Source organism: Mobilibacterium timonense (assembly GCF_900155555.1).
Taxonomy (GTDB): domain Bacteria; phylum Bacillota; class Clostridia; order Peptostreptococcales; family Anaerovoracaceae; genus Allobaileyella; species Allobaileyella timonense.
Window position 1 is genome coordinate 12,885 of sequence record NZ_FUHN01000008.1, and the last position, 20,063, is coordinate 32,947.

12 protein-coding genes and 1 tRNA gene are annotated in these 20,063 nt (G+C 53.7%); 2 read left to right on the forward strand and 11 right to left on the reverse strand.

The features are described 5' to 3' along the window. Positions 1–48: 48 nt before the first annotated feature. The 4 genes from BQ7382_RS06210 to BQ7382_RS06225 form a co-directional block, all read right to left on the reverse strand. Complete coding sequence (locus BQ7382_RS06210; protein WP_077391260.1) at positions 49–1,569, reverse strand: UDP-N-acetylmuramoyl-L-alanyl-D-glutamate--2,6-diaminopimelate ligase; 1,521 nt, start codon at positions 1,567–1,569, stop codon at positions 49–51. Positions 1,570–1,756: 187 nt separating this feature from the next. Then, entirely contained in the window at positions 1,757–4,240 is a 2,484-nt protein-coding gene (locus tag BQ7382_RS06215) for an ABC transporter ATP-binding protein/permease (protein WP_077391261.1), read from the reverse strand. Between the two features lie 2 nt (positions 4,241–4,242). Continuing rightward, complete coding sequence (locus tag BQ7382_RS06220; protein WP_077391262.1) at positions 4,243–6,627, reverse strand: ABC transporter ATP-binding protein/permease; 2,385 nt, start codon at positions 6,625–6,627, stop codon at positions 4,243–4,245. Between the two features lie 45 nt (positions 6,628–6,672). After that, complete coding sequence (locus BQ7382_RS06225; protein ID WP_144082100.1) at positions 6,673–8,220, reverse strand: hypothetical protein; 1,548 nt, start codon at positions 8,218–8,220, stop codon at positions 6,673–6,675. Between the two features lie 78 nt (positions 8,221–8,298). Between BQ7382_RS06225 and BQ7382_RS06230 the strand changes: the two genes are divergently transcribed. After that, a tRNA-Gly gene (locus BQ7382_RS06230) sits at positions 8,299–8,372 on the forward strand. 1,461 nt (positions 8,373–9,833) lie between these two features. On the opposite strand, the gene trmB is transcribed toward BQ7382_RS06230, so the two are convergent. The 5 genes from trmB to BQ7382_RS06255 form a co-directional block, all read right to left on the reverse strand. Beyond that, positions 9,834–11,756 carry a tRNA (guanosine(46)-N7)-methyltransferase TrmB gene (gene trmB / locus BQ7382_RS06235; protein WP_077391264.1) on the reverse strand — a complete coding sequence of 641 codons (1,923 nt, stop codon included), beginning with the start codon at positions 11,754–11,756 and terminating at the stop codon, positions 9,834–9,836. A 61-nt stretch (positions 11,757–11,817) separates the two neighbouring features. Beyond that, positions 11,818–12,618 (reverse strand): energy-coupling factor transporter transmembrane component T family protein, encoded by an 801-nt coding sequence (locus BQ7382_RS06240; RefSeq protein ID WP_077391265.1) that lies wholly within the window; start codon positions 12,616–12,618, stop codon positions 11,818–11,820. A 12-nt stretch (positions 12,619–12,630) separates the two neighbouring features. Further along, complete coding sequence (locus BQ7382_RS09725) at positions 12,631–14,490, reverse strand: energy-coupling factor transporter ATPase (protein WP_077391266.1); 1,860 nt, start codon at positions 14,488–14,490, stop codon at positions 12,631–12,633. Between the two features lie 234 nt (positions 14,491–14,724). Further along, positions 14,725–14,949 (reverse strand): tautomerase family protein, encoded by a 225-nt coding sequence (locus BQ7382_RS06250; RefSeq protein ID WP_077391267.1) that lies wholly within the window; start codon positions 14,947–14,949, stop codon positions 14,725–14,727. A 77-nt stretch (positions 14,950–15,026) separates the two neighbouring features. Next, a complete protein-coding gene (locus BQ7382_RS06255; protein ID WP_077391268.1) occupies positions 15,027–16,016 on the reverse strand; it encodes an ornithine cyclodeaminase family protein in 990 nt (329 codons plus the stop codon). A gap of 148 nt (positions 16,017–16,164) precedes the next feature. Here BQ7382_RS06255 and trxA point away from each other — a divergent pair, with 148 nt between their 5' ends. Continuing rightward, positions 16,165–16,470 carry a thioredoxin gene (gene trxA / locus BQ7382_RS06260; RefSeq protein ID WP_077391269.1) on the forward strand — a complete coding sequence of 102 codons (306 nt, stop codon included), beginning with the start codon at positions 16,165–16,167 and terminating at the stop codon, positions 16,468–16,470. Between the two features lie 231 nt (positions 16,471–16,701). On the opposite strand, the gene tuf is transcribed toward trxA, so the two are convergent. Both tuf and fusA read right to left on the reverse strand, forming a co-directional pair. After that, positions 16,702–17,895: an elongation factor Tu gene (gene tuf, locus BQ7382_RS06265; protein WP_077391270.1), complete on the reverse strand. Its 1,194-nt coding sequence runs from the start codon at positions 17,893–17,895 to the stop codon at positions 16,702–16,704. 78 nt (positions 17,896–17,973) lie between these two features. Next, positions 17,974–20,037 (reverse strand): elongation factor G, encoded by a 2,064-nt coding sequence (gene fusA, locus BQ7382_RS06270; protein WP_077391271.1) that lies wholly within the window; start codon positions 20,035–20,037, stop codon positions 17,974–17,976. Between the last annotated feature and the right edge of the window lie 26 nt (positions 20,038–20,063).

Consider the following 20,063-nt stretch of genomic DNA (forward strand, 5'->3'; position numbering starts at 1 on the left):
ACTTTGGTACAGTGCTATCAAAGCCGGTCGCAATAATGCAACTGTTTGTCAACGTTTATCCTTTTCGCTCTTCCACTCTTTCACGACCTGCAGGCAGTACTCTCCGTCGTTGTACGGAATGTTGACTCCGTTTATCTGCTGGTAGTGCTCGTGGCCGAATCCAGCCACTGCGATGAGGTCTCCGGGCTGGGAGTCCATTATGGCCATTCGTATGGCCTCCTTGCGGTCCTCGATAACGGTGTATTTCCCGTTCACGCTCTCGAGGCCCCGTATCACCTTTTCCGCCACATCCTGGAAAGACTCAAAACGATTGTGTCCGGTGGTGACGATGGTGAAGTCGGCGTATTTCCCCGCGGCCTCTCCCATCTCCACTCCACGGTCTGGATCTCTGTGGCCGTCGAAGCCGAACACTGCTACGATCCGGCGCGGCCTGTACTCCCTCAAGGCCGTGAGCAGGCTCCTCATGCTGAAGCCGTTGTGGGCGAAGTCCACGCATACTGAAAGCTCCTCCGACCGGTATACCATATCCAGGCGTCCAGGGACGTGTATCGAGGAAAGGGCATCCTGCTGTGCCTTTACCGGGATGCCAAGACGGTCTGCGCAGGCGATCGCCGCAGAAGCATTGGAGGCGCTGAACAGTCCGGGAGTGTCGACATAGAAGCTCCCGTTCAGCTTTCCTTTCATCTTGAAGGAGATGCCCGGCCATCCGTCGCGGTATTCCACTTTCTCTTCGCACAGCTGGTAATCAGGAATGTGCGTATCGTCATCGGGATCCTGAGGCACGTGACCGAATCCCGTCACAGGAACACCGAGTCCCTCCAGTATCTGTTCAAGGTGGCCGTCGTCGAAGTTCACAACCGCCTCCTGGCTCTGGCGCAGGAGCTGTTTTTTGCAGTCAAGATACTCGGCGAAGGAGCTGTGCTCGTTCGGACCGATGTGGTCTCCCGTCTCGATGTTCATGAAAACTCCCAGGCGGAACCTTATACCCTCTACCCTGTGCAGGAGCACGGCCTGAGACGAGACCTCCAGGATAACGTACTCACAACCGGCATCGGCCATCTTCCTGAAATACTTCTGGATCACCTCAGAGTCAGGGGTGGTGTTTGCTACCTCAACCGACTGTCCGTCGTAGAAGATGCCGTTTGAACCTATGAGGCCGGCTTTTTTCCCTGCCTTTCCAAGCATCTGATAAAGCATGTGAGTGGTGGTGGTCTTTCCCTTAGAACCCGTCACGCCGATGACCGTCAGCTCATCAGCGGGGTGTCCATAATATGCCCCGGCAATCAGGGCTTTTGCTCTCCTGGTGTCGTGAACAGCTACGATGTTTCCCCGGATGCCTGACAGGTCGTGGGCCTCCGTCCATGAGCTGTCCACCACTATCACAGATGGTTCCTTTTCGGCTATCTGATCTATCACGCTGTGGGCATCGAAATACACTCCCCGTATGCACACAAAACAGTCGCCCTTTTCCACGGAGCGGCTGTCGATGGAGAGCCCCCGGACCTCCTGGTCCAGGTCCCCCTTCACCACCTTGTATTCCAGTCTTTCAAGAATCTCTCTGGCCTTCAATCCTCTTTCTCCCGTTTCCTGTTCTGTCTTACGATATTATGTCACGGCCCGGCGCGCGGCAAAGGGCCTGCGGATGCGTTTTGTTTTATCGTAATAGTATACCATTTTATCTCCCCGACTTGTGAAATAAATAAAAGCCCGGACAGCACTGGCCGCCCGAGCTCACGATAACCGCAATTTTCTTTTTTTATATATCCGTCCTGCTGAGGATCTGCGCCGGCCTCTTGCTCAGCGTCCTCCACACCGGGATGAGTCCCACGATGATGTTGAATACCAGCATCAGCGCGAATGACAGGGCGCAAACTCCCGGAGTCACCATGTAGATGCTGCTGAGGAAGCTGGTGATCTTGATCACATTTTTCATTATGTAGTAGATCAATATCAGCCCCGGCACTCCTGTTATGGTGGTGATCACGATGATCTCGCCCAGGAACATGGAATAGATGTCCCGCTTTTTCAGACCGATGGCCCTGAGGGTGCCGACCTCCTTGATCCTCGACAGGAAGGAAGACCTGAGCATGAGATACATCTCTATCAGTGCGATGGCCATGATCACTCCAGCAAGTATCAGGGAGTTTCTGGTCATGCTTTTCTGAGAGTCCTTGAACTCCGCCTTGTCCCTGTCGTAGTTCACCTTTCCGGTTATGCCCTGAGATCCCAGCGCCTTCACGAGGGCCTGCGGATGGTCGGCGTAGACGGTCATGACCTTCTGCTTGCTCACGTAATTCAGGTAGATGGTATTGCCCGTCACGTAGATATTATCATCCGGCGTGTCTGAAAGGTAGTATCCTACCACCTTGAGAGGCGTCCCGTTCATCTTCTTGCTTATGGTCTTGTTCAGCGGGAACTCTGCAGCATGTGAATAGTTCACCAGAGCCTCGTAATCCGCCGATGGTGCCCTGCCCTGCTTTATCTTCAGAGCCGCAGGCCTGAGGTCGTAGTCCAGAACAGATGATGCCACCTCTTCTCCCGACTGGCTCTCGGCATCATTGGCGCTCGCCACACTGCCGTCGAAATTGTCGTCGCTCCCCATGGTCTGATCCTGGCCCTTCTGCAGGTTGGTGATGTAATAGAGCATCTGCCCTGCCGGGACATATGCATCAGGAGAACCCGTGTCAGAGATCCCCACGATGGTCCTGTCCCCAACATTCGGTATATTCACCGTCCTGTTGAGGAACTGTTTCGCGTTGGTGATCCCTGCGGTCTTGCCCGCCTTGGACTTCAGGTATCTCTTCACCAGCATGTTGTCCACCACGAGCTCACCGTCGTTTTCAGGCATCCTTCCGTATTTTATGTCGGAGGAGTCGATGGTGTCCGCGCTCACGATGGATGCGGTCAGGGCCGCAGAAGCCTTTGCCGTCTGGAAAAAGTCGTTCAGCGGCACCACGAGCGTCACGGTCGAGTCGCCAGGAAGGACGTACCGGCTCTCGTCCATCTGGTCCACGCGGTTTATCAGCTCCGTGTTCCTGGAAGGATTGGAGACCGTGACATAATGACTGTCGGTCTGCATGAAGTCGTTATCGTCTATCTGGAGCACTCCGAGAACGTTGCTCACCGCCACGAAGGTGAACATGGCCGCGAACACGAAGCCGAAGAGAAGAAGCTTTTTCAGCCTCTTGAAGCCCTTCACAGTCTTGAAGCCCTTGCCCAGCATGTTAAGCGGAGAGTATATGGAAGTATACTTCGCCTTGAAGCCCTCCGGCATGTACTTGTCGTACTTGAAGGCGTTTTCCTCGTACACGCTCTCGTCCATGGCCGAGTAGTGGTCGTTGATCAGCTCTATATTGCTGGACTCGTCGATGACGTTATATTTTCCATTCGTGTCGATGAACAGGTTGCCGCCACGGAACACCATGGTGATCTTGCCGCTCTCCCACGGCCTGTCGCTGTACATCACCACCTTGGTGTCGTCCTTTTTGAACTTTCCTGCATACGGCATATCCTTCAGGTAGATCCTGTTCTCCAGCTGGTAATCCAGATACCTGGAGGAATCGTTCACCCTGTCGGCCAGGATCTTGCCGTCACTCATCTCGAGGATCCGGTCCGAATAGAACTCGGCGATCTCCTTCTCGTGGGTGACCAGTATGACAAGCCTCTCCCTGGATATCGCCTTGATGATGTTCATGACCTGGATGGTGTTCATGCTGTCCAGATTTCCCGTAGGTTCATCGGCGATGATTATCCTCGGGTTCTTGACGATGGCTCTGGCGATGGCCACCCTCTGACGCTGTCCTCCTGACAGTGCACCGGCGTCTTTGTTCCTGAACGGATAGATGCCCACGGAGTCCAGGCAGTAGTTTACCCTCTCCTCGATGACCTTCTTATCCTTTATTCCGACCATCCTGAGGGCGATGGCGACGTTCTCGAACACGCTCTCCTCGTCGATGAGGTTGAAGTTCTGGAAAATATAGCCTATCTTGGCGTTTCGTATGTTGTCGATCTTTCCGGCGCTCCGACCGGTGATCTGCTCGTCATCGATGTATATGTTCCCCGAATTCACGCTGTCCAGACCGCCTATGGCGTTCAACAGCGTGGTCTTGCCGCAGCCCGAAGGCCCGAGGAGGGTGACGATGCCCTTGTCCGGCAGCTCCACGGAGGTGTTATCGATGACGTGTATCTCGTTCTGCTTCCTCCGGTTGTAGTACTTGTTGACGTTGGATAGCTTTATCATCCCTACTCCTCCTCTCTGTAAACGCTCATGGCACTCTTCTTAAACAGCTTTCTCGAATATCTTGCCGCTATGAGAAGTGACATGACGAGGAGTCCGGCAAACAGCACTACATAGTCTCCGGTGCTGAGGAAGTCCGCCAGGTTTTTAATGGCCCTGGAGTGGATCACGTCCATGGTCACGAGCTTAAGCCCAAAGAGATCCAGGACGTAGGCTATCACCATTATGAGGAGCAGCTCGATCCGCAGGATCATGGCCGTGTCCTCCCTTGTGGCTCCCAGTATCCTGAGGGTCGAGTAGTAGGAATTTCTCGACCTCATTATCAGTCTTATCACTGCAAAGAGAATGAAAAACAGAACTAACATCTCTATCACGAACCCGCCCATGGAAAGCAGCTTGAGCACGAATCCGAAGCCGCCGGTATAGTCTGCTCTCGCATCCTTGAGCACCAGGGTCTTGAATCCGGCACTCTTTGCAGCCGCAGCCACAGAGTCAGCGTCCATCTCGTTTTTCACCATCAGGCTCGCCTGATAGTTGCCGTTGTTGAACAGAGCAGCGTAGTCTTCCCTGTTCACGAAAACGCTCTGTGTATATGTAGGGTAGTCCTCCTTGTTCAGCCCCAGCACCGATTTGATGGTGCTCTCCGTGTAGACCTTTCCTACGGTCAGATTCAGGCTCTTCTGGAAAAACATGTTCTTCGCGGTGATGTTCAGCGGCTTACCCACGGCAGCGGCTGCCGAAGGAGGCTCTGCTCCGGTGTTTCTTCCATAGTACTGGAGCTGGTCCTCGCTGATGTAGACCTTGCCCTGAGGAACGCTGTCTGATACGTACACAGGGGTCCCCTGTCCCGCCTTGGTCTCCACCTTCATTCCGTTGTAGTCCAGTGTGACATCGGATGAAAGGGCGATCATGTTTGTGTTCAGCTGGCTGCTCACGGCGTCACTAACATAGATCCTGGACTTTCCGACCTCCTGATTTGTGTAGGATGAGCTGGAATTACCAGAACTGCTCTTGGTGAAAATAACTCCTGTCACCTTCAGTTTCTGAGGTATCACCCTCGAGCCGTCGTCTGAGTTCGTCCTGTAGCAGTAGTACTCCTGTCCGATGATCTTCGACGGGTCGTCCTTCAGCTCGCTGCCCGAATAAGAAAAGTCGGTGTCGATCATGCACACGACCTCGTTGTCGGACTGAGGCAGGGTACCTGCGTCCAGATCCTTTTCCTTGAGATTCGAATCACTTAAATTGTAGACCGCTCCACGAAGGTCGTACTGGTCTGTTTCCAGCCCGATGCTGTTGTCCAGGCCTATGTCATTTGTTACGACCCTGCTGACTCCGTCGATCTTTGCCAGCTTGTCAAGGTCAGCCTGATCGATCGGCGAATGGTCTTCCTTAGCGACCACGATCCTCTTTGGCGAGGCATAGCTGAAATACTGGTTGTATCCCAGCATGTCGACCTCGTGGAGGCTGCTCTTTGTGGATGAATATCCTCCCAGCACGGCGGCGACCGCAAAAATATATACCAGAAGCAGCAGGATGAACTTGGTCGGCAGGTTGAAGGTATTTCTCACCCCCAGCATCAGACGGGTGCCGCCAGTCATGTCACCAGGTGTCCCGGATACATCTGCACCCGAAAACTCCGCCACAGGCGCCTTCGCGCTGTGATCCTCTTTTCCATGACTGTTGTCGATCTTCCTGTCCTCGATGATGCGGCCGTCATGCATGGTTATCTTGCGGGTAACGTACTGCTCCACCTGCTCGTAATTGTGGGTCACAATGACAACGAGCTTTTCCCGGGAGATGCGATGGAGAGTCTCCATGACGATTGCTGCCGACTTGCTGTCCAGGTTCCCCGTAGGCTCGTCCGCCACGATTATCGGCGCGTCCTTGGCCAGTGCCCTTGCGATGGCGACCCTCTGCTTCTGGCCGCCGGAAAGCTTGGAGGCTCTGGTGCGCGTGTATTCAGTCAGTCCCACGAGCTCCAGGAGTTCAGGTACTCTCTTTCGGCAGGTCTCCCTGTCGATGCCGCAGAGGAGCATGGACAGCTCAACGTTCTGGTAGACCGTGTAGCTGTTGACCAGGTTGAAGTCCTGGAAAATATTTCCGATGTACTGCTTGCGGTAGCGCTCGTAGTCTACCGGGCGGAAGCCACTCGTATCCTCCCCGCCCACGAACATCTCTCCTTCCTCGTAGGTGTCGAGGCCTGAGATGACATTCAGAAGCGTGGATTTTCCGCTGCCGCTCTCTCCCGTTATTGCTACGAACTCTCCCATGTCAAGATCGAGGTCGAGCTTGGAAAAGCCCGTGCTCACCGTGTCACGATTCGAGTAGAACTTGGATACCTTCCTGAGCTCTATCATGTGATGGTGCTGTTCTGTGCTTTTGTCTGGCATTAATATCCTCCTGTGTTCTTTCCAGCGGCCCCGATCTCCGTTTCGCTACCAGGTGGTGGCGATGTCCAGCTGCTGTGGATTGGATGAGGCGAACCCTCCCGTGTCCACGACCATGGCCAGGCCAACACTAGATCTTACGATTGACCCCTTCGGGTGAAGGCTGAGGTTGGCCGCTACCATGACGTAGTTGCCGAACATCTTCACGCCGTCGCTCCTCACCCAGTAGGTGCCGCTGTATCCGGCGCTGTGCATGATGCTCACAACTCCGGACATATTCAGGTTGTAATAGGTCTCCCGTCCGTTAGGACCGGTGACCGCCCCCCGGCTGCTGCTGATGTGAGGGCCGTTGTAGTAGTATGCGCTCTTGACGACCTGATACGTCTCAGAGTTTTCAATGTCCGTACTCCTCTCCTCAGGGATGAATTCCATTGCCGCAGCCTTCTTCCTGAGGTTCTCGACTCTGGCCTTGTCGATCTCTGAATCCACGCTGACCGTGAGAAGATTGTACGCGGAGTCGATCGAGGTCGCCTCCGGAGACACGAGGGCAGCTGCTGTCTTCTTTCCGTCGGCAGCCAGCCAGTCACTGTGCTCCTTTGCAAGCACGGCCTGATATATGGCCAGTCCGAGAAGGGCGACCACCCCAACTTCGATGATGATCATCAGCACCAGATTCTTCTTGTGAAGGTGGATGATCTTATGCTTTACCCGGTGGAAGCGGGATACCTTCTTCTGAGCGCCTTCTTCGGCTTCGGAGAACGCCTCTTCGGCGCTGGCCTCCGCGGCGGACTCTGCTTTTTCCAGTCTCTCGGCCTCGCTGTCTATCTCAGACTCAGCCTCTTCCTCAGCTTCAGGGATCTCTTCGGCTTCCTCGGCCTCAGCTTCACGGACCTCGATAGCTTCGGCAGATACAGTACCATCTTCCGGAGTCTCGACGGGTTCCTCGGCCCCCACAGCGGACTTAACGACATCTGCCGATTCCTCCGCAGGTTCTGCGAGTTCTTGTGATCCAATGGTCACAGGCTCTTCAATGGGCTCTGCCGTTTCCTCTGCAGGCTCTACAGGCTCATGTGACTCTTCGGTAGTCTCTACCGATTCCTCCGGGGTCTCGGCGGCCTCTGCAGGTTCGGCAGGCTCCGCCGCTTTCTCGGGAGCTTCATCCCCCTCCGGGACCCTGCCCATGAGACTCATGAAGGATCTGGCCAGACGGTCTGCTTCCTCCCGGTCCTCCCGGGTCATGGCGGCCTCTTCAGCGTCGTAATCTGAGTCGGCAAAAAGATCCCCCAGCTGGAAATCCTCTCCGATCTCGGCTTCTGCCTCCTGTGCCAGCTGGATCCGCCGCTTTCTGTCCTCCAATCTCTTGCTGGAGATCGCGGCCAGACCAGTCCGGGACAGGATGAACTCCAGCTCGTACTCCTTCTGCTGATCCTTGAGCGCAGCGGCGATCTTCTTCATCGCCTCAGGATCGTTCAGGATGCGGATGACCTTTTCTCTGGCCTCCGGATCCTCCGGGAGCATGAATCCATCTTCGATCTTTTCTTCCTGCAACTGCTCGTCAGTACGGTCTTCCTTAGTCATCTTCTCGTTTTGCATCATCTTCGGCTGCTCCATCATCTGCAGAAATCCTTGCGATATGTGATCATTTAGGTTATAATCACGTTGTCGCATTTCCGCGCGGGTGTAGTTTAATGGCAAAATTCGAGCTTCCCAAGCTTGCGTCGAGGGTTCGATTCCCTTCACCCGCTCCAGGCAGGCACCTCTTCGGGGGTGCTTTTTTTATGCCCCGGGAGGTGGCTGCTTCGCAGGCGGGCAAGGGAATGGAACCCGAGACGCAACGTCAGAGAGGGTTCGTATCCGGGTGTACCATCATTGGGACACCCGGAAAACCGCTGTCAAGGACGCCGTCAGGCGCCGCGCAGCGGGCACCGCTCCTTGACGGCGGGATCTTCCCTTCACCCGCTCCAGGCAGGCACCTCCCACCGGGAGGTGTTTTTTTATGCCCAGACCTCCCGGGAGGTGGCTGCTTCGCAGGCGGGCAAGGGAATGGAACCCGAGACGCAACGTCAGAGAGGGTTCGTATCCGGGTGTACCATCATTGGGACACCCGGAAAACCGCTGTCAAGGACGCCGTCAGGCGCCGCGCAGCGGGCACCGCTCCTTGACGGCGGGATCTTCCCTTCACCCGCTCCAGGCAGGCACCTCCCACCGGGAGGTGTTTTTTTATGCCCAGACCTCCCGGGGGGAGGTTGCTGTTTAGCAGGCGGGCAAGGGAATGGAACCCGAGACGCAACGTCGTACGCGCTTGGAGCCACCTGTTATTTGCAGGCGGCTTTTAATGACTCGAATTATTGTATTTTCGGAGTCGAGTCTGGTCAATGGCCCGAACCCCGGTTTTGACAATCTTATAATAATCTTAATAAGCTGTTTTGGCAAAATTAAGATTTCTTGCGGCAAGCGGGCTAATGCCAAATTTTGCTGCACTTCAGATATAGTAGCATCACCCCATGGTGGGATAATTGATATCAGAAGCGTCGGATATTACCCCGGGATTCGTGATACCTAATATGGCTTACCACTAGATCTCAAATATCAAAAAAATCGTTGAGGTGTACAAGATTTTTCTGCGTGCTGTTACGGCGGAAAATGGAGTTTCCGAATCCCCGGGGTGATCCGTGGTAGTCAGCGCTGTGATGCCTGCATAATACATAAAACTGTTCACCATAAATGCAATAAAAATCGTCAAAACAAGATATACAGAAACAGCGATCACAGTAATCATGCTTGTGATCTACCACGGGATCCAATAAAAAAGGATATCCCGCCGTAAAAAACTCATGTTTTTTTGATCGGCTACGGCGGGATATCAATGTTCTCAGATCCCGGGGCAACCTTAAAATCGTATCTTCCTGATTATCTATTCCTCAGTAATAAACAGCTACCATACATCTTGAAATTCCAACCATTAACCAACATTTATGACACGCTTTTGTCCTATGAACATCCGATCGATATACCAGAACACTTCAAAAAAACAATGGGCTGTCGCATTTGATCAAATGTGGCAACCCATGTTTTTTATCCCATGTTAACGATCTGTTCTGGTCTGCGCTATTCAGGCAAAACCGTCAGGGCAGCATTATTTTCAGGAACGCGTTTTGTACTGCTCGTCAAGCCTCCTGTACCGCTGTCTCCGCGTGGCTTTTCCGTTCCTATTTTCCCAGCGCATCCAGCACTTCCTTTATCGCTGCCGGCACCTTCCTGCACTTCTCTTCTGAGATCGAAGCCACGGATACCCGCACGCCCTTGGCGAACGGTACCACGAAGATCTTCTTTTCCTCGAGGGCTCTGCTCACCGCGTCCGGATCATCGCAAGGCACGGAGGTGAAGAAACCGCCCCTGAAAGGCACTATCTCCAGGCCCACTTTCGCGGCCTCTGCCTCAAATGCTCTGCCTCTCGAGAGCAGCATATCCCTGAAATTCTTGCGCTCCTCGTCGACCTTCGCAAGCAATGCCGGATCGCTGTAGATCTTCGCGATGACCTCCTGAGGCCCTCTAGGGGAGTTGGACCAGCTGTTTCTGGAGGAGAAGCTCACGACCCTCTCGAATTCGTCTCTTACCTCCTGGCTGTCCGCAAGGCACATGAGAACGGCGCACCTGCAGCCGTAGAAAGTAAAGGTCTTTGAGGCACTGTAAGCCAGGAGCGGAAGTACGTTGGAGTTCAGCTTCTCCAGCTCAGGCAGGAAAACTCTGGTCTCGTCCGTCTCCCCGGCGAAGTCGATGTATGCCACGTCTGCGCAGACCGCCACGAGCTTATCCTCTCCGGACTCGTTGAGGATCTCCACCACCTTGTGCCACTCCTCCTGAGACAGGCTGTATCCCGTCGGGTTGTTGGCCGGAGTGTTGAGAATGATCAGGAGCCTGTCCTGGATCCTGAGGAGCTTTTTCACCTTGTATTCAAAATCCTCCAGGTCGAATCCTCCCTCGTCGTTGAACATCTGAAAGGTCTCGACAGAGCGCCCCTGCTCCGCGGCTATTGTGTCATATGTGGTCCAGTGCCAGTCGTGTGTCAGGATCTTGTCTCCCGGGCATGTGTAGTTGGCCACGGCGTTTCTCAGTGAACCCGTGCCTCCCGGAGATGCCACGACGCCGACGTATCTGTTCGTCCTGAAGTTGCCGAGTGCCGCCTTCGTTATTGCCTCCTTGAAGGCCGGGATCCCGGCGATCGGCGCATAAGAAGCATACTGGGCCGGTGTCAGAGACTTCATCGCCTGATCCACAGAATCCAGGACCACGAGATCTCCGTCGTCGTCCAGCAGTGTACCTATCGTGGCATTGATAACTTCATCTTTTCCGTACTTATCTATCGCAGCCTTTGCCCTGCCGCTGATGCCGAAGATCTTGTCCTCCTTCGGGATAGTCCTGCCATTATAGGCAGCCATGCTCTTGATCTCACCCATACCTGTTTCTCCTCCATCCTTTTTCACAAGGCACATCCAGTTGATATTCACTCCGTCAGGTCCTCCAAACTTTCTCTCGTATTCAGTCTCGGGACTGTCCTCTGCGTATTCAGAGCTGTGGAGATCCCGGGTGATCCCCTTGATCTCCAGATCCGCGGCCTGGGCCTCCTGGACCGAAAATTCGAACAGATCCTTGTTGTCCGTCTTGAAGGTCACCTGCCCGTCGGGCCCCATGGTATCGAAGTATTGTAAAAGCTTTTTACGATATGTCAGACGGTGACGGTAGTAGCCTGGCTTCTGCCACGGGTCGCTGAAGTTCAGGTATATAGCCTTCACCTCTCCCGGTGCGAACCATGTCCGGAGATCGTCCACAAAGGACGGGATAACCACAACGTTCCGGAGACCGTTGCTCTCTATCTTTTCGAGAGCCCTGAGAAGCACGCTCCGGTTGCCTTCCACCGCAACGAAAAACCTGTCGCTGTGCTTCGCAGCCATGGCGGCGATGAAGGCTCCTTTTCCACATCCTATCTCCACATACGGCCCCGCATCACCGGAAAAGCCCCGCTTTTCCATCACCTGTGACCACTGCCCTCTCCGCTCTTCCGGGCGGTACTCCAGGCAGTATTCGTATCGCTTGTATTTCTCAGTGAGATTCTTTACCTTTCGCTGCCTCACTTCTCCTCCTTATCAACATATCCGGGATCAGACCGATCGTAGCTTGCCGATCGCACAGATCCTAGAAATACATTCTCATCCATATCATCACACCCATGAAAAGCACCATGAGTACTGCGCACGCTCCGTCCCTGGCCGAGAACCGGCTCTCGTTCATCCTGGTCCTGCCCTTGCCGCCATGGTAGCACCTGGCCTCCATGGCCAGCGCCAGATCCTGGGCGATCCTGAAGGAGCTGATGAACAGCGGTATCAGGATGGGGATCAGGGCCTTCGCCCTCTGGATCAGGTTCCCGGACTCGAAGTCCGCACCTCTGGCCTGCTGAGCCTTCATTATCTTGTCAGTCTCATCCAGCAGAGTCGGGATGAACCGCAGGGCAATGGTCATCATGAGGGCTATCTCATGGGCGGATATTCCGAAGACCTTCAGTGGACGCATGAGCTTTTCCAGCCCGTCTGTCAGCTCCACCGGCCTGGTGCAGAACGTCATCAGGGACGTACCGATCACCAGGAGCACCAGCCTTATCGCCATGAAGCAGGCCCTGTAAAAGCCTTCATCGGTTATCGTCAGGAACTTCCACTGCCATATCACCTTGCCGTCGATCATGAACATGTTGAGGACAAAGGTGAATAGCAGTATAAAAAAGATCACCTTAAGCCCCCGGAAAATGAACCTGAACGGCACGCGAGAGATCAGGATGATTCCCAGCAGAACGCCGCCGGCGACCGCGAACCCCTGGAATGAGTCCACGACAAACAGGGACACTATGTATATGAGTGTCCAGATTATCTTGGTCCTGGCATCCAGCCTGTGAATGGCTGAATTGCCGGGGTAGTACTGTCCCAGTGTTATATCGCGTATCATTTGCTGTTGTATTTATCCTTCCAGGTATCTGACTATTTCTCTTTCGGCCTCATCAAAGGTGAAGCATCTGTCGTCCACGGCACAGTCTCTGTCCCTGAGCTCCATCATGATGTCGGTCGCCGGAGGCACTCCGAGGCCGATCTCTTTCAGCTCCCTTCCGTGGCTGAATATATCTTCTGGTGTGCCCATGGCCTTCAGACGGCCCTTGTCTATTACCATGACCTGATCCGCAAGCTGCTGGATGTCCGCCATGTTGTGGGAGACGAAAAGCATGGTGTTCCCGCGCTTTCTGTGGATCGAATCCACCATCTCCAGGATCTCCCTGTGAGCCTGTGGATCCAGCCCCGCTGTCGGCTCGTCCAGGATCAGGACCTCCGGCTCCATGGCCAGGACCCCTGCGATGGCCACACGGCGCTTCTGGCCGCCGGACAGCTCAAAAGGCGACTTATTCCTCACCTTTTCGTAGTCCAGTCCCACAAGCTCTATGGCCTTTCTGACGCTCTCCTCCAGTTCATCCCCGGTGAGGCCTAGGTTCTCCGGGCCGAAGGCCACATCCTTCGCCACGGTCTCCTCAAAAAGCTGGTACTCTGGATACTGGAAAACCAGCCCCACCCTCTTTCTGATATCCGTCATCACGGCACTGCCGTCGGTTATGCACGTGCCCCTGATCCAGATATTTCCGGATGTCGGCTTGAGAAGGCCGTTCATGTGCTGCAGCAGCGTGGATTTTCCGCTGCCGGTGTGACCGATGATCCCCACGAATGACCCTTCCGGGATCCTGAAGCTCATATCTTCCAGGGCCACCGTCTCGTCGGGAAGCCCCGGGGCGTAAACATATCTGACGTCCTCTGCCACTATCTCATCCTCTACGGATGTTGCGGAGCTGGATGACTCACCGTCGTTGCCGAGTTCGTCACTGACCACGTTATGCTCCGCGGAACGGCCGCTGTTTTTCCTGGAAAAGCCCTCCGGGCTTGTTTTTTCTTCGTGGCTCAGACGGCTCTCCGCCACGGCACCAGCCCTGCGGGCGCTGACGATCCATTCGACCAGCTCCTTTTCCCCCGTCATCTTCGGATCTATCTGAAACCCTCTCGATACGAGACGGTCTCTCATCTCTATCGCCGCTGGCTTTTCCAGCCCTGCTTCCTTCAGGAGAGCTTCATCTGAAAAGAGCTCATACGGCTTGGAATCGCCCAGCTTGCGGCCGTCCTTCATGACTATGATCCTGTCTGAGAGAGCCGCCTCCTCCATGAAGTGGGTTATCAGGACGATGGTTATGGATCTCCTGTTGAGTTCTCTGATGATCTCCATCACCTTCACACGGCCCTGTGGATCCAGCATCGCCGTCGGCTCGTCGAAGACAATGCAGTCCGGCCTCATGGCGACTGCGCCCGCGATGGCGACTCTCTGCTTCTGGCCGCCGGAGAGCTGATGTGCGCCCTTGCGCCTCTGGTCGTACATCCCGACCGCGTTCAGGGCTTCGTCCACCCTCTCCCGGATCTCCTCCGGAGGCACTCCAAGATTCTCCGGACCGAAGGCCACATCGTCCTCCACCAGGGATGAAACGATCTGATTGTCCGGGTTCTGGAACACCATGGCGATGCTGGACCTCAGATCCCAGATGGTATCGTCGTCACGGGTATTGTACCCTGCGACAAAAACATCTCCAGACGCCGGGAGAAGCAGGCCGTTCAGGCATCTTGCCAAAGTGGATTTCCCTGAACCGTTCATCCCCACTACGGAAACGAATTCACCCTTCTGGATCTGGAAGGACACACCGTCTATCGCACGGCTGACGGTCTCCTCCCCGGTCTCCTCGTTTCTGCTCACATATTCATATGTCAGGTCTTCCACCTTTATTATCGGAGACATACACATACTCTCATCCGGACCCGAAGGCCCACTTCTTCAGCAAACTAATCGTTTTATTATATAACAGCGGCATGGCAATTCCAACGAACAAAAACACGAACAAGAGTCCGGCCCGAAAGGATACTCCGGATCACCTTCCCTGTCGTTCAGAATTCCTGACACTAAAAACGAGGTCGACGCATTTTATCATCTTAAATGCGACGGCCTCGCCCTCTTTTACTCTGTCTCAACAGGCTACTTCTCTGTCCTGTACATCTTGCCTGTTACTATAGACTTCTCGTCCACCTTGTCTGCAATGTCTGCGTTCCAGTCCTCCGGAGCGACCTCGTGCATGGCTACAGACAGGGCCTCTCTTGGGGCTCCCAGTATCTCCATAGCATCCTCGACTATTTTCTCAGCAAGTTTCTGCTTCTGTTCCTGCGTCCTTCCAGGAAAAAGATTCACATCGATATGAGGCATTTTTCTCTCCTTTCAGCGTAAAAGCTATGTCCCTATGTGCAGGCATTTCGCCCGCGCGCTTATTATAACCCATCTGGCTATTCGTTCCACCTGGTCCCGACTCTGTTTTCTCTGGCCTTTCTGTAAATGGTCTCCGCAGCCACCAGATCAAGGATCCCGATGCCTACGTTCTTGTAGATGATGATCTCGTCTTCGCTTTCTCTCCCCGGGATCCGCCCAAGGATGACCTGTCCCAGCTCGCCCGTAAAATCCTTCTCCGTTATTATCTTCTGCTCCAGCGGCCTGTGCACGTCTCCCGATTCCTCAAGGCAGGCCTCTGTGGAGTCGAAGTATATCTTGTCCGCCATGCCGAAGAGCGCAGGATCGAGCTCGTTCATATCATCCCTGTAAGAACCCACGCCGCTGATGGTGGCTCCTTTCTTGACCTTGTCCGCACTGAATACCGGCGTCGGGGAAGGTGTCACCGTTATGATGAGATCCGCTTCATCGACGGCCTGGTCACCAGTCTCACAAGGTATGATCTCTCCGTCGAAGTCTCTGAAGATCTTCTTCATTTCCTTCACGAATCTCTTAGTTTTTTCAAAGTCCCTGGCAGCGACTCTCACCTCCTCCAGGTCCGCTGCAGCGAGCATGGCTTCCAGCTGGCAGCGGGCCTGGCCGCCGGTGCCGATCAGCGCACCGGTTTTTGCATTTTTACATCCGAGAATGTCAAAGGCCGCACCGCTGGCCGCACCCGTGCGGAACTCCGTGACAAAGGTACCATCCATCACGGACAGGAACTCCCCGGTATCTCCGTCGATCAGCATCACCTGTCCCTGTGTCACCGGCAGGCCCTTCTCCGCGTTTCCCGGAAAAGTCGTCACGATCTTGATACCTGCGGCGTTCAGATCCGCGGCGTAAGCCGGCATGAAGATGAAGTCAGTGTTCTTCGTATCGTCGTGGATCACCGGCCTCAGGGGAGACTGTGTCCTCCCCTCTGAAAACATCTTGTAGGCCCTCTCATCGGCCCCTATCATATCCTTCATCGAGCACACTTTGCGGATATCCTTCTCAGTCAGTAAAAGCATGTCTCCTCCTTGTGATCAATAGCATTTTTCCTGCGGTCTATTGTCTTATTTTGTGAGGAAATAATCAATTGTTGACAACCAATTAACCGCTGATATAATCGACTTGACTGGTTGAGAAAGGCTAAACAGTTTACGGAGGTAGATAATTATGGCTATCACAATGCTTACAGAAGAAAACTTCGACACAGAAGTTATGAATTCCGATAAAACAGTACTCGTTGATTTCTACGCGGATTGGTGCGGTCCTTGCAAAATGCAGTCCCCGATCGTAGACGAGATCGACTCAGAGAGAGATGACGTAAAGGTCTGCAAGATCAACATCGACCAGCAGCCTGGTCTTGCAATGCGCTTCGGTGTGATGAGCATTCCTACCATCATGGTAGTAAAGAACGGCGAGACCACATTCAAGGAACCTGGACTCATGCAGAAGAGAGACCTGGTAAAGCTGCTGTAGTTCAACAGTCAAATCTCTTTGGCATATCTTACAAATATCGGACACATCAGGCTGCCGCATTTCGTTCAATTGCGACAGCCGCTTTTTTGTGCGTCATTTCACCGTGTCCCCAGGTGTGTCAGTGAGGAACGTCCCCCGTGATACTCAGTGACTCACGACGCAAAAAACAGGACCGCCCCTTTCGGGACAGCCCTGCTGTAGTTCCTTATTGAGTTCTGTATGTTGAACAGATTACTCCAGGATCTCTGTTACTACTCCGGATCCTACTGTTCTTCCGCCCTCTCTGATGGCGAATCTCAGTCCTTCCTCGATAGCGATAGGTGTGATCAGGCTGATCTCCATCACTACGTTATCTCCAGGCATGCACATCTCTGTGCCCTCTGGAAGCTGCAGATCTCCTGTTACGTCTGTCGTTCTGAAGTAGAACTGCGGTCTGTATCCGTTGAAGAACGGTGTGTGACGACCACCCTCTTCCTTCTTCAGTACGTATACCTGACCCTTGAACTTTGTGTGAGGGTGGATAGTACCCGGCTTTGCCAGTACCTGTCCTCTCTCGATCTCGTCTCTCTGAACACCTCTCAGCAGTGCTCCGATGTTGTCGCCGGTCTCTGCCAGGTCCAGAGTCTTCTTGAACATCTCTACACCTGTTACTACGACCTTGCGCTTCTCATCTGTCAGTCCTACGATCTCTACCTCGTCGCCGACCTTCAGTGTTCCACGCTCTACTCTTCCTGTTGCTACTGTTCCACGTCCTGTGATGGAGAATACGTCCTCTACAGGCATGATGAACGGCTGGTCATTTGCTCTCTGTGGCTCAGGAATGTAGCTGTCTACTGCCTCCATCAGCTCTACGATCTTGTCTCCCCATGGGCCTGCAGGATCCTCAAGAGCCTTCAGAGCAGATCCTCTGATGATAGGTGTGTCATCGCCAGGGAAGTCGTACTCGTCCAGCAGCTCTCTTACTTCCATCTCTACCAGATCCAGCAGCTCCTCGTCATCTACCATGTCGCACTTGTTCAGGAACACGATGATGTAAGGTACGCCTACCTGACGGGACAGAAGGATGTGCTCTCTTGTCTGAGGCATTGGTCCGTCTGTTGCTGCTACTACCAGGATAGCTCCATCCATCTGAGCTGCTCCTGTGATCATGTTCTTTACGTAGTCAGCGTGTCCTGGGCAGTCTACGTGAGCGTAGTGTCTGTTCGGTGTCTCGTACTCTACGTGTGCGGAAGAAATGGTGATTCCTCTTGCCTTCTCTTCCGGCGCCTTATCGATCTGGTCGAATGCTACGTCTGTTCCCAGTCCGTATCTCTGGTGCAGCACCTTTGTGATAGCTGCTGTCAGAGTTGTCTTGCCGTGGTCAACGTGGCCGATAGTTCCGATGTTGATATGCGGCTTAGTTCTCTCGTACTTCTGCTTTGCCATATCATTTCCTCCATATGGTTTACGTATCAAGAATAATAGTCAGGGGCAGATGACTCTGCCCCGAAAAATTTCACATCACTACTTTGCGATCTTCTCCTGAAGGCTTTCAGGCAGCTTTGCAAAGTGGTCGAACTGCATTACGTACACACCTCTGCCCTGAGTCTTGGATCTCAGGTTCGTGGCGTATCCGAACATCTCGGACAGCGGAACGAATCCTCTTACGATGGCAGCTCCGTTGTTGATGTCAGATCCCTCGATCTTACCTCTCTTGGAGCTGATGTCTCCGATGATGTCTCCCATGTAGTTCTCAGGAACGGTGACCTCTACCTTGAAGATAGGCTCCAGCAGGACAGGAGCAGCCTTTCTGCAGGCCTCCTTGAATCCCATCGTAGCTGCGATCTTGAAGGCCATCTCGGAGGAGTCCACCTCGTGGTAGGAACCATCGTACAGGTCGATGCCGATGTCCACCATCTGGTATCCGGCAACAGGTCCGTTCTCCATGGCCTCTCTGAAGCCTTCCTCGATCTTAGGTATGTATTCCTTAGGAATGTTACCACCCGTAACGGAGTTCTTGAATTCGAAACCGGATCCAGCCTCTCTCGGGTACATTCTGAACTTGACATGTCCGTACTGACCGGAACCACCGGACTGCTTCTTGTGCTTGTAGTCCTCGTCCACTTCCTGAGTGATGGTCTCCTTGTAGGATACCTGTGGCTTACCTACGTTGGCCTCTACCTTGAACTCTCTCATCAGTCTGTCGACGATGATCTCCAGGTGGAGCTCGCCCATTCCGGCGATGATGGTCTGTCCTGTGTCAGGGTTCGTGTATGTCTTGAATGTAGGGTCCTCCTCTGCCAGCTTGGCAAGAGCGATGCCCATCTTCTCCTGACCGGCCTTGGTCTTAGGCTCGATGGCGATCTCGATAACAGGATCAGGGAACTCCATGGACTCCAGTACGATAGGATGATCCTCATCGCACAGCGTGTCTCCTGTTGTGGTGTTCTTCAGACCTACTGCGGCAGCGATGTCACCGGCATAGACCTTGTCGATCTCTTTTCTGTGGTTTGCGTGCATCTGCAGGATACGGCCGATACGCTCTCTCTTGTCCTTTACGGAGTTGTAGACGTAGGAACCAGTATCCAGTGTTCCTGAATAAACTCTGAAGAACGCCAGCTTACCTACATAAGGGTCTGTGACGATCTTGAAAGCCAGTGCTGAGAAAGGCTCCTTGTCGCTAGGATGTCTCTCGTCAGGCTCCTCAGTATCAGGGTTTACACCCTTGATAGCAGGAATGTCCAGAGGAGATGGCATGTAGTCCACGATGCCGTCCAGCATCATCTGCACACCCTTGTTTCTGTACGCGGATCCGCAGAATACCGGGAACATCTCGTTGGCGATAGTAGCCTTTCTGATGACCTTCTTCAGCTCCTCAACGGTGATCTCCTCACCCTCAAGGTACTTCATCATCAGGTCCTCATCCTTGTCAGCTACGGCCTCTACCATCTTCTCACGCCATGCCTTGGCTTCATCCAGCATGTTTGCCGGAATGTCCTCGATGACGATCTCCTTACCCAGCTGATCCTTGTAAACCTCTGCCTTCATAGTCATAAGATCTATGATTCCAGCGAACTCGTTCTCTGCACCGATAGGGATCTGTACAGCAACGGCATTCGCTCTCAGTCTGTCCTGAACCATCTCGACAACGTGGAAGAAGTCTGCTCCGATGATGTCCATCTTGTTGACGAAGATCATTCTTGGAACCTCGTACTTCTCAGCCTGTCTCCATACAGTTTCTGACTGAGGCTCTACACCCTCTTTGGCACTCAGCACCATTACGGCACCATCCAGTACACGCAGGGATCTCTCTACCTCGACGGTAAAGTCCACGTGTCCAGGAGTGTCGATGATGTTGATTCTTGTATCTTTCCACTGAGCTGTAGTAGCAGCAGAGGTAATAGTAATGCCGCGCTCCTGCTCCTGCTCCATGTAGTCCATGGTGGCGGCTCCATCATGAGTCTCACCGATCTTGTGAGTCTTTCCCGTATAGAACAGGATCCTCTCAGTGGTAGTAGTCTTACCAGCATCGATGTGAGCCATGATTCCGATGTTTCTCGTATCTTCAAGCGAAAAACTTCTTGGCATTATTTCCTCCCTTCTACTTTATTGTT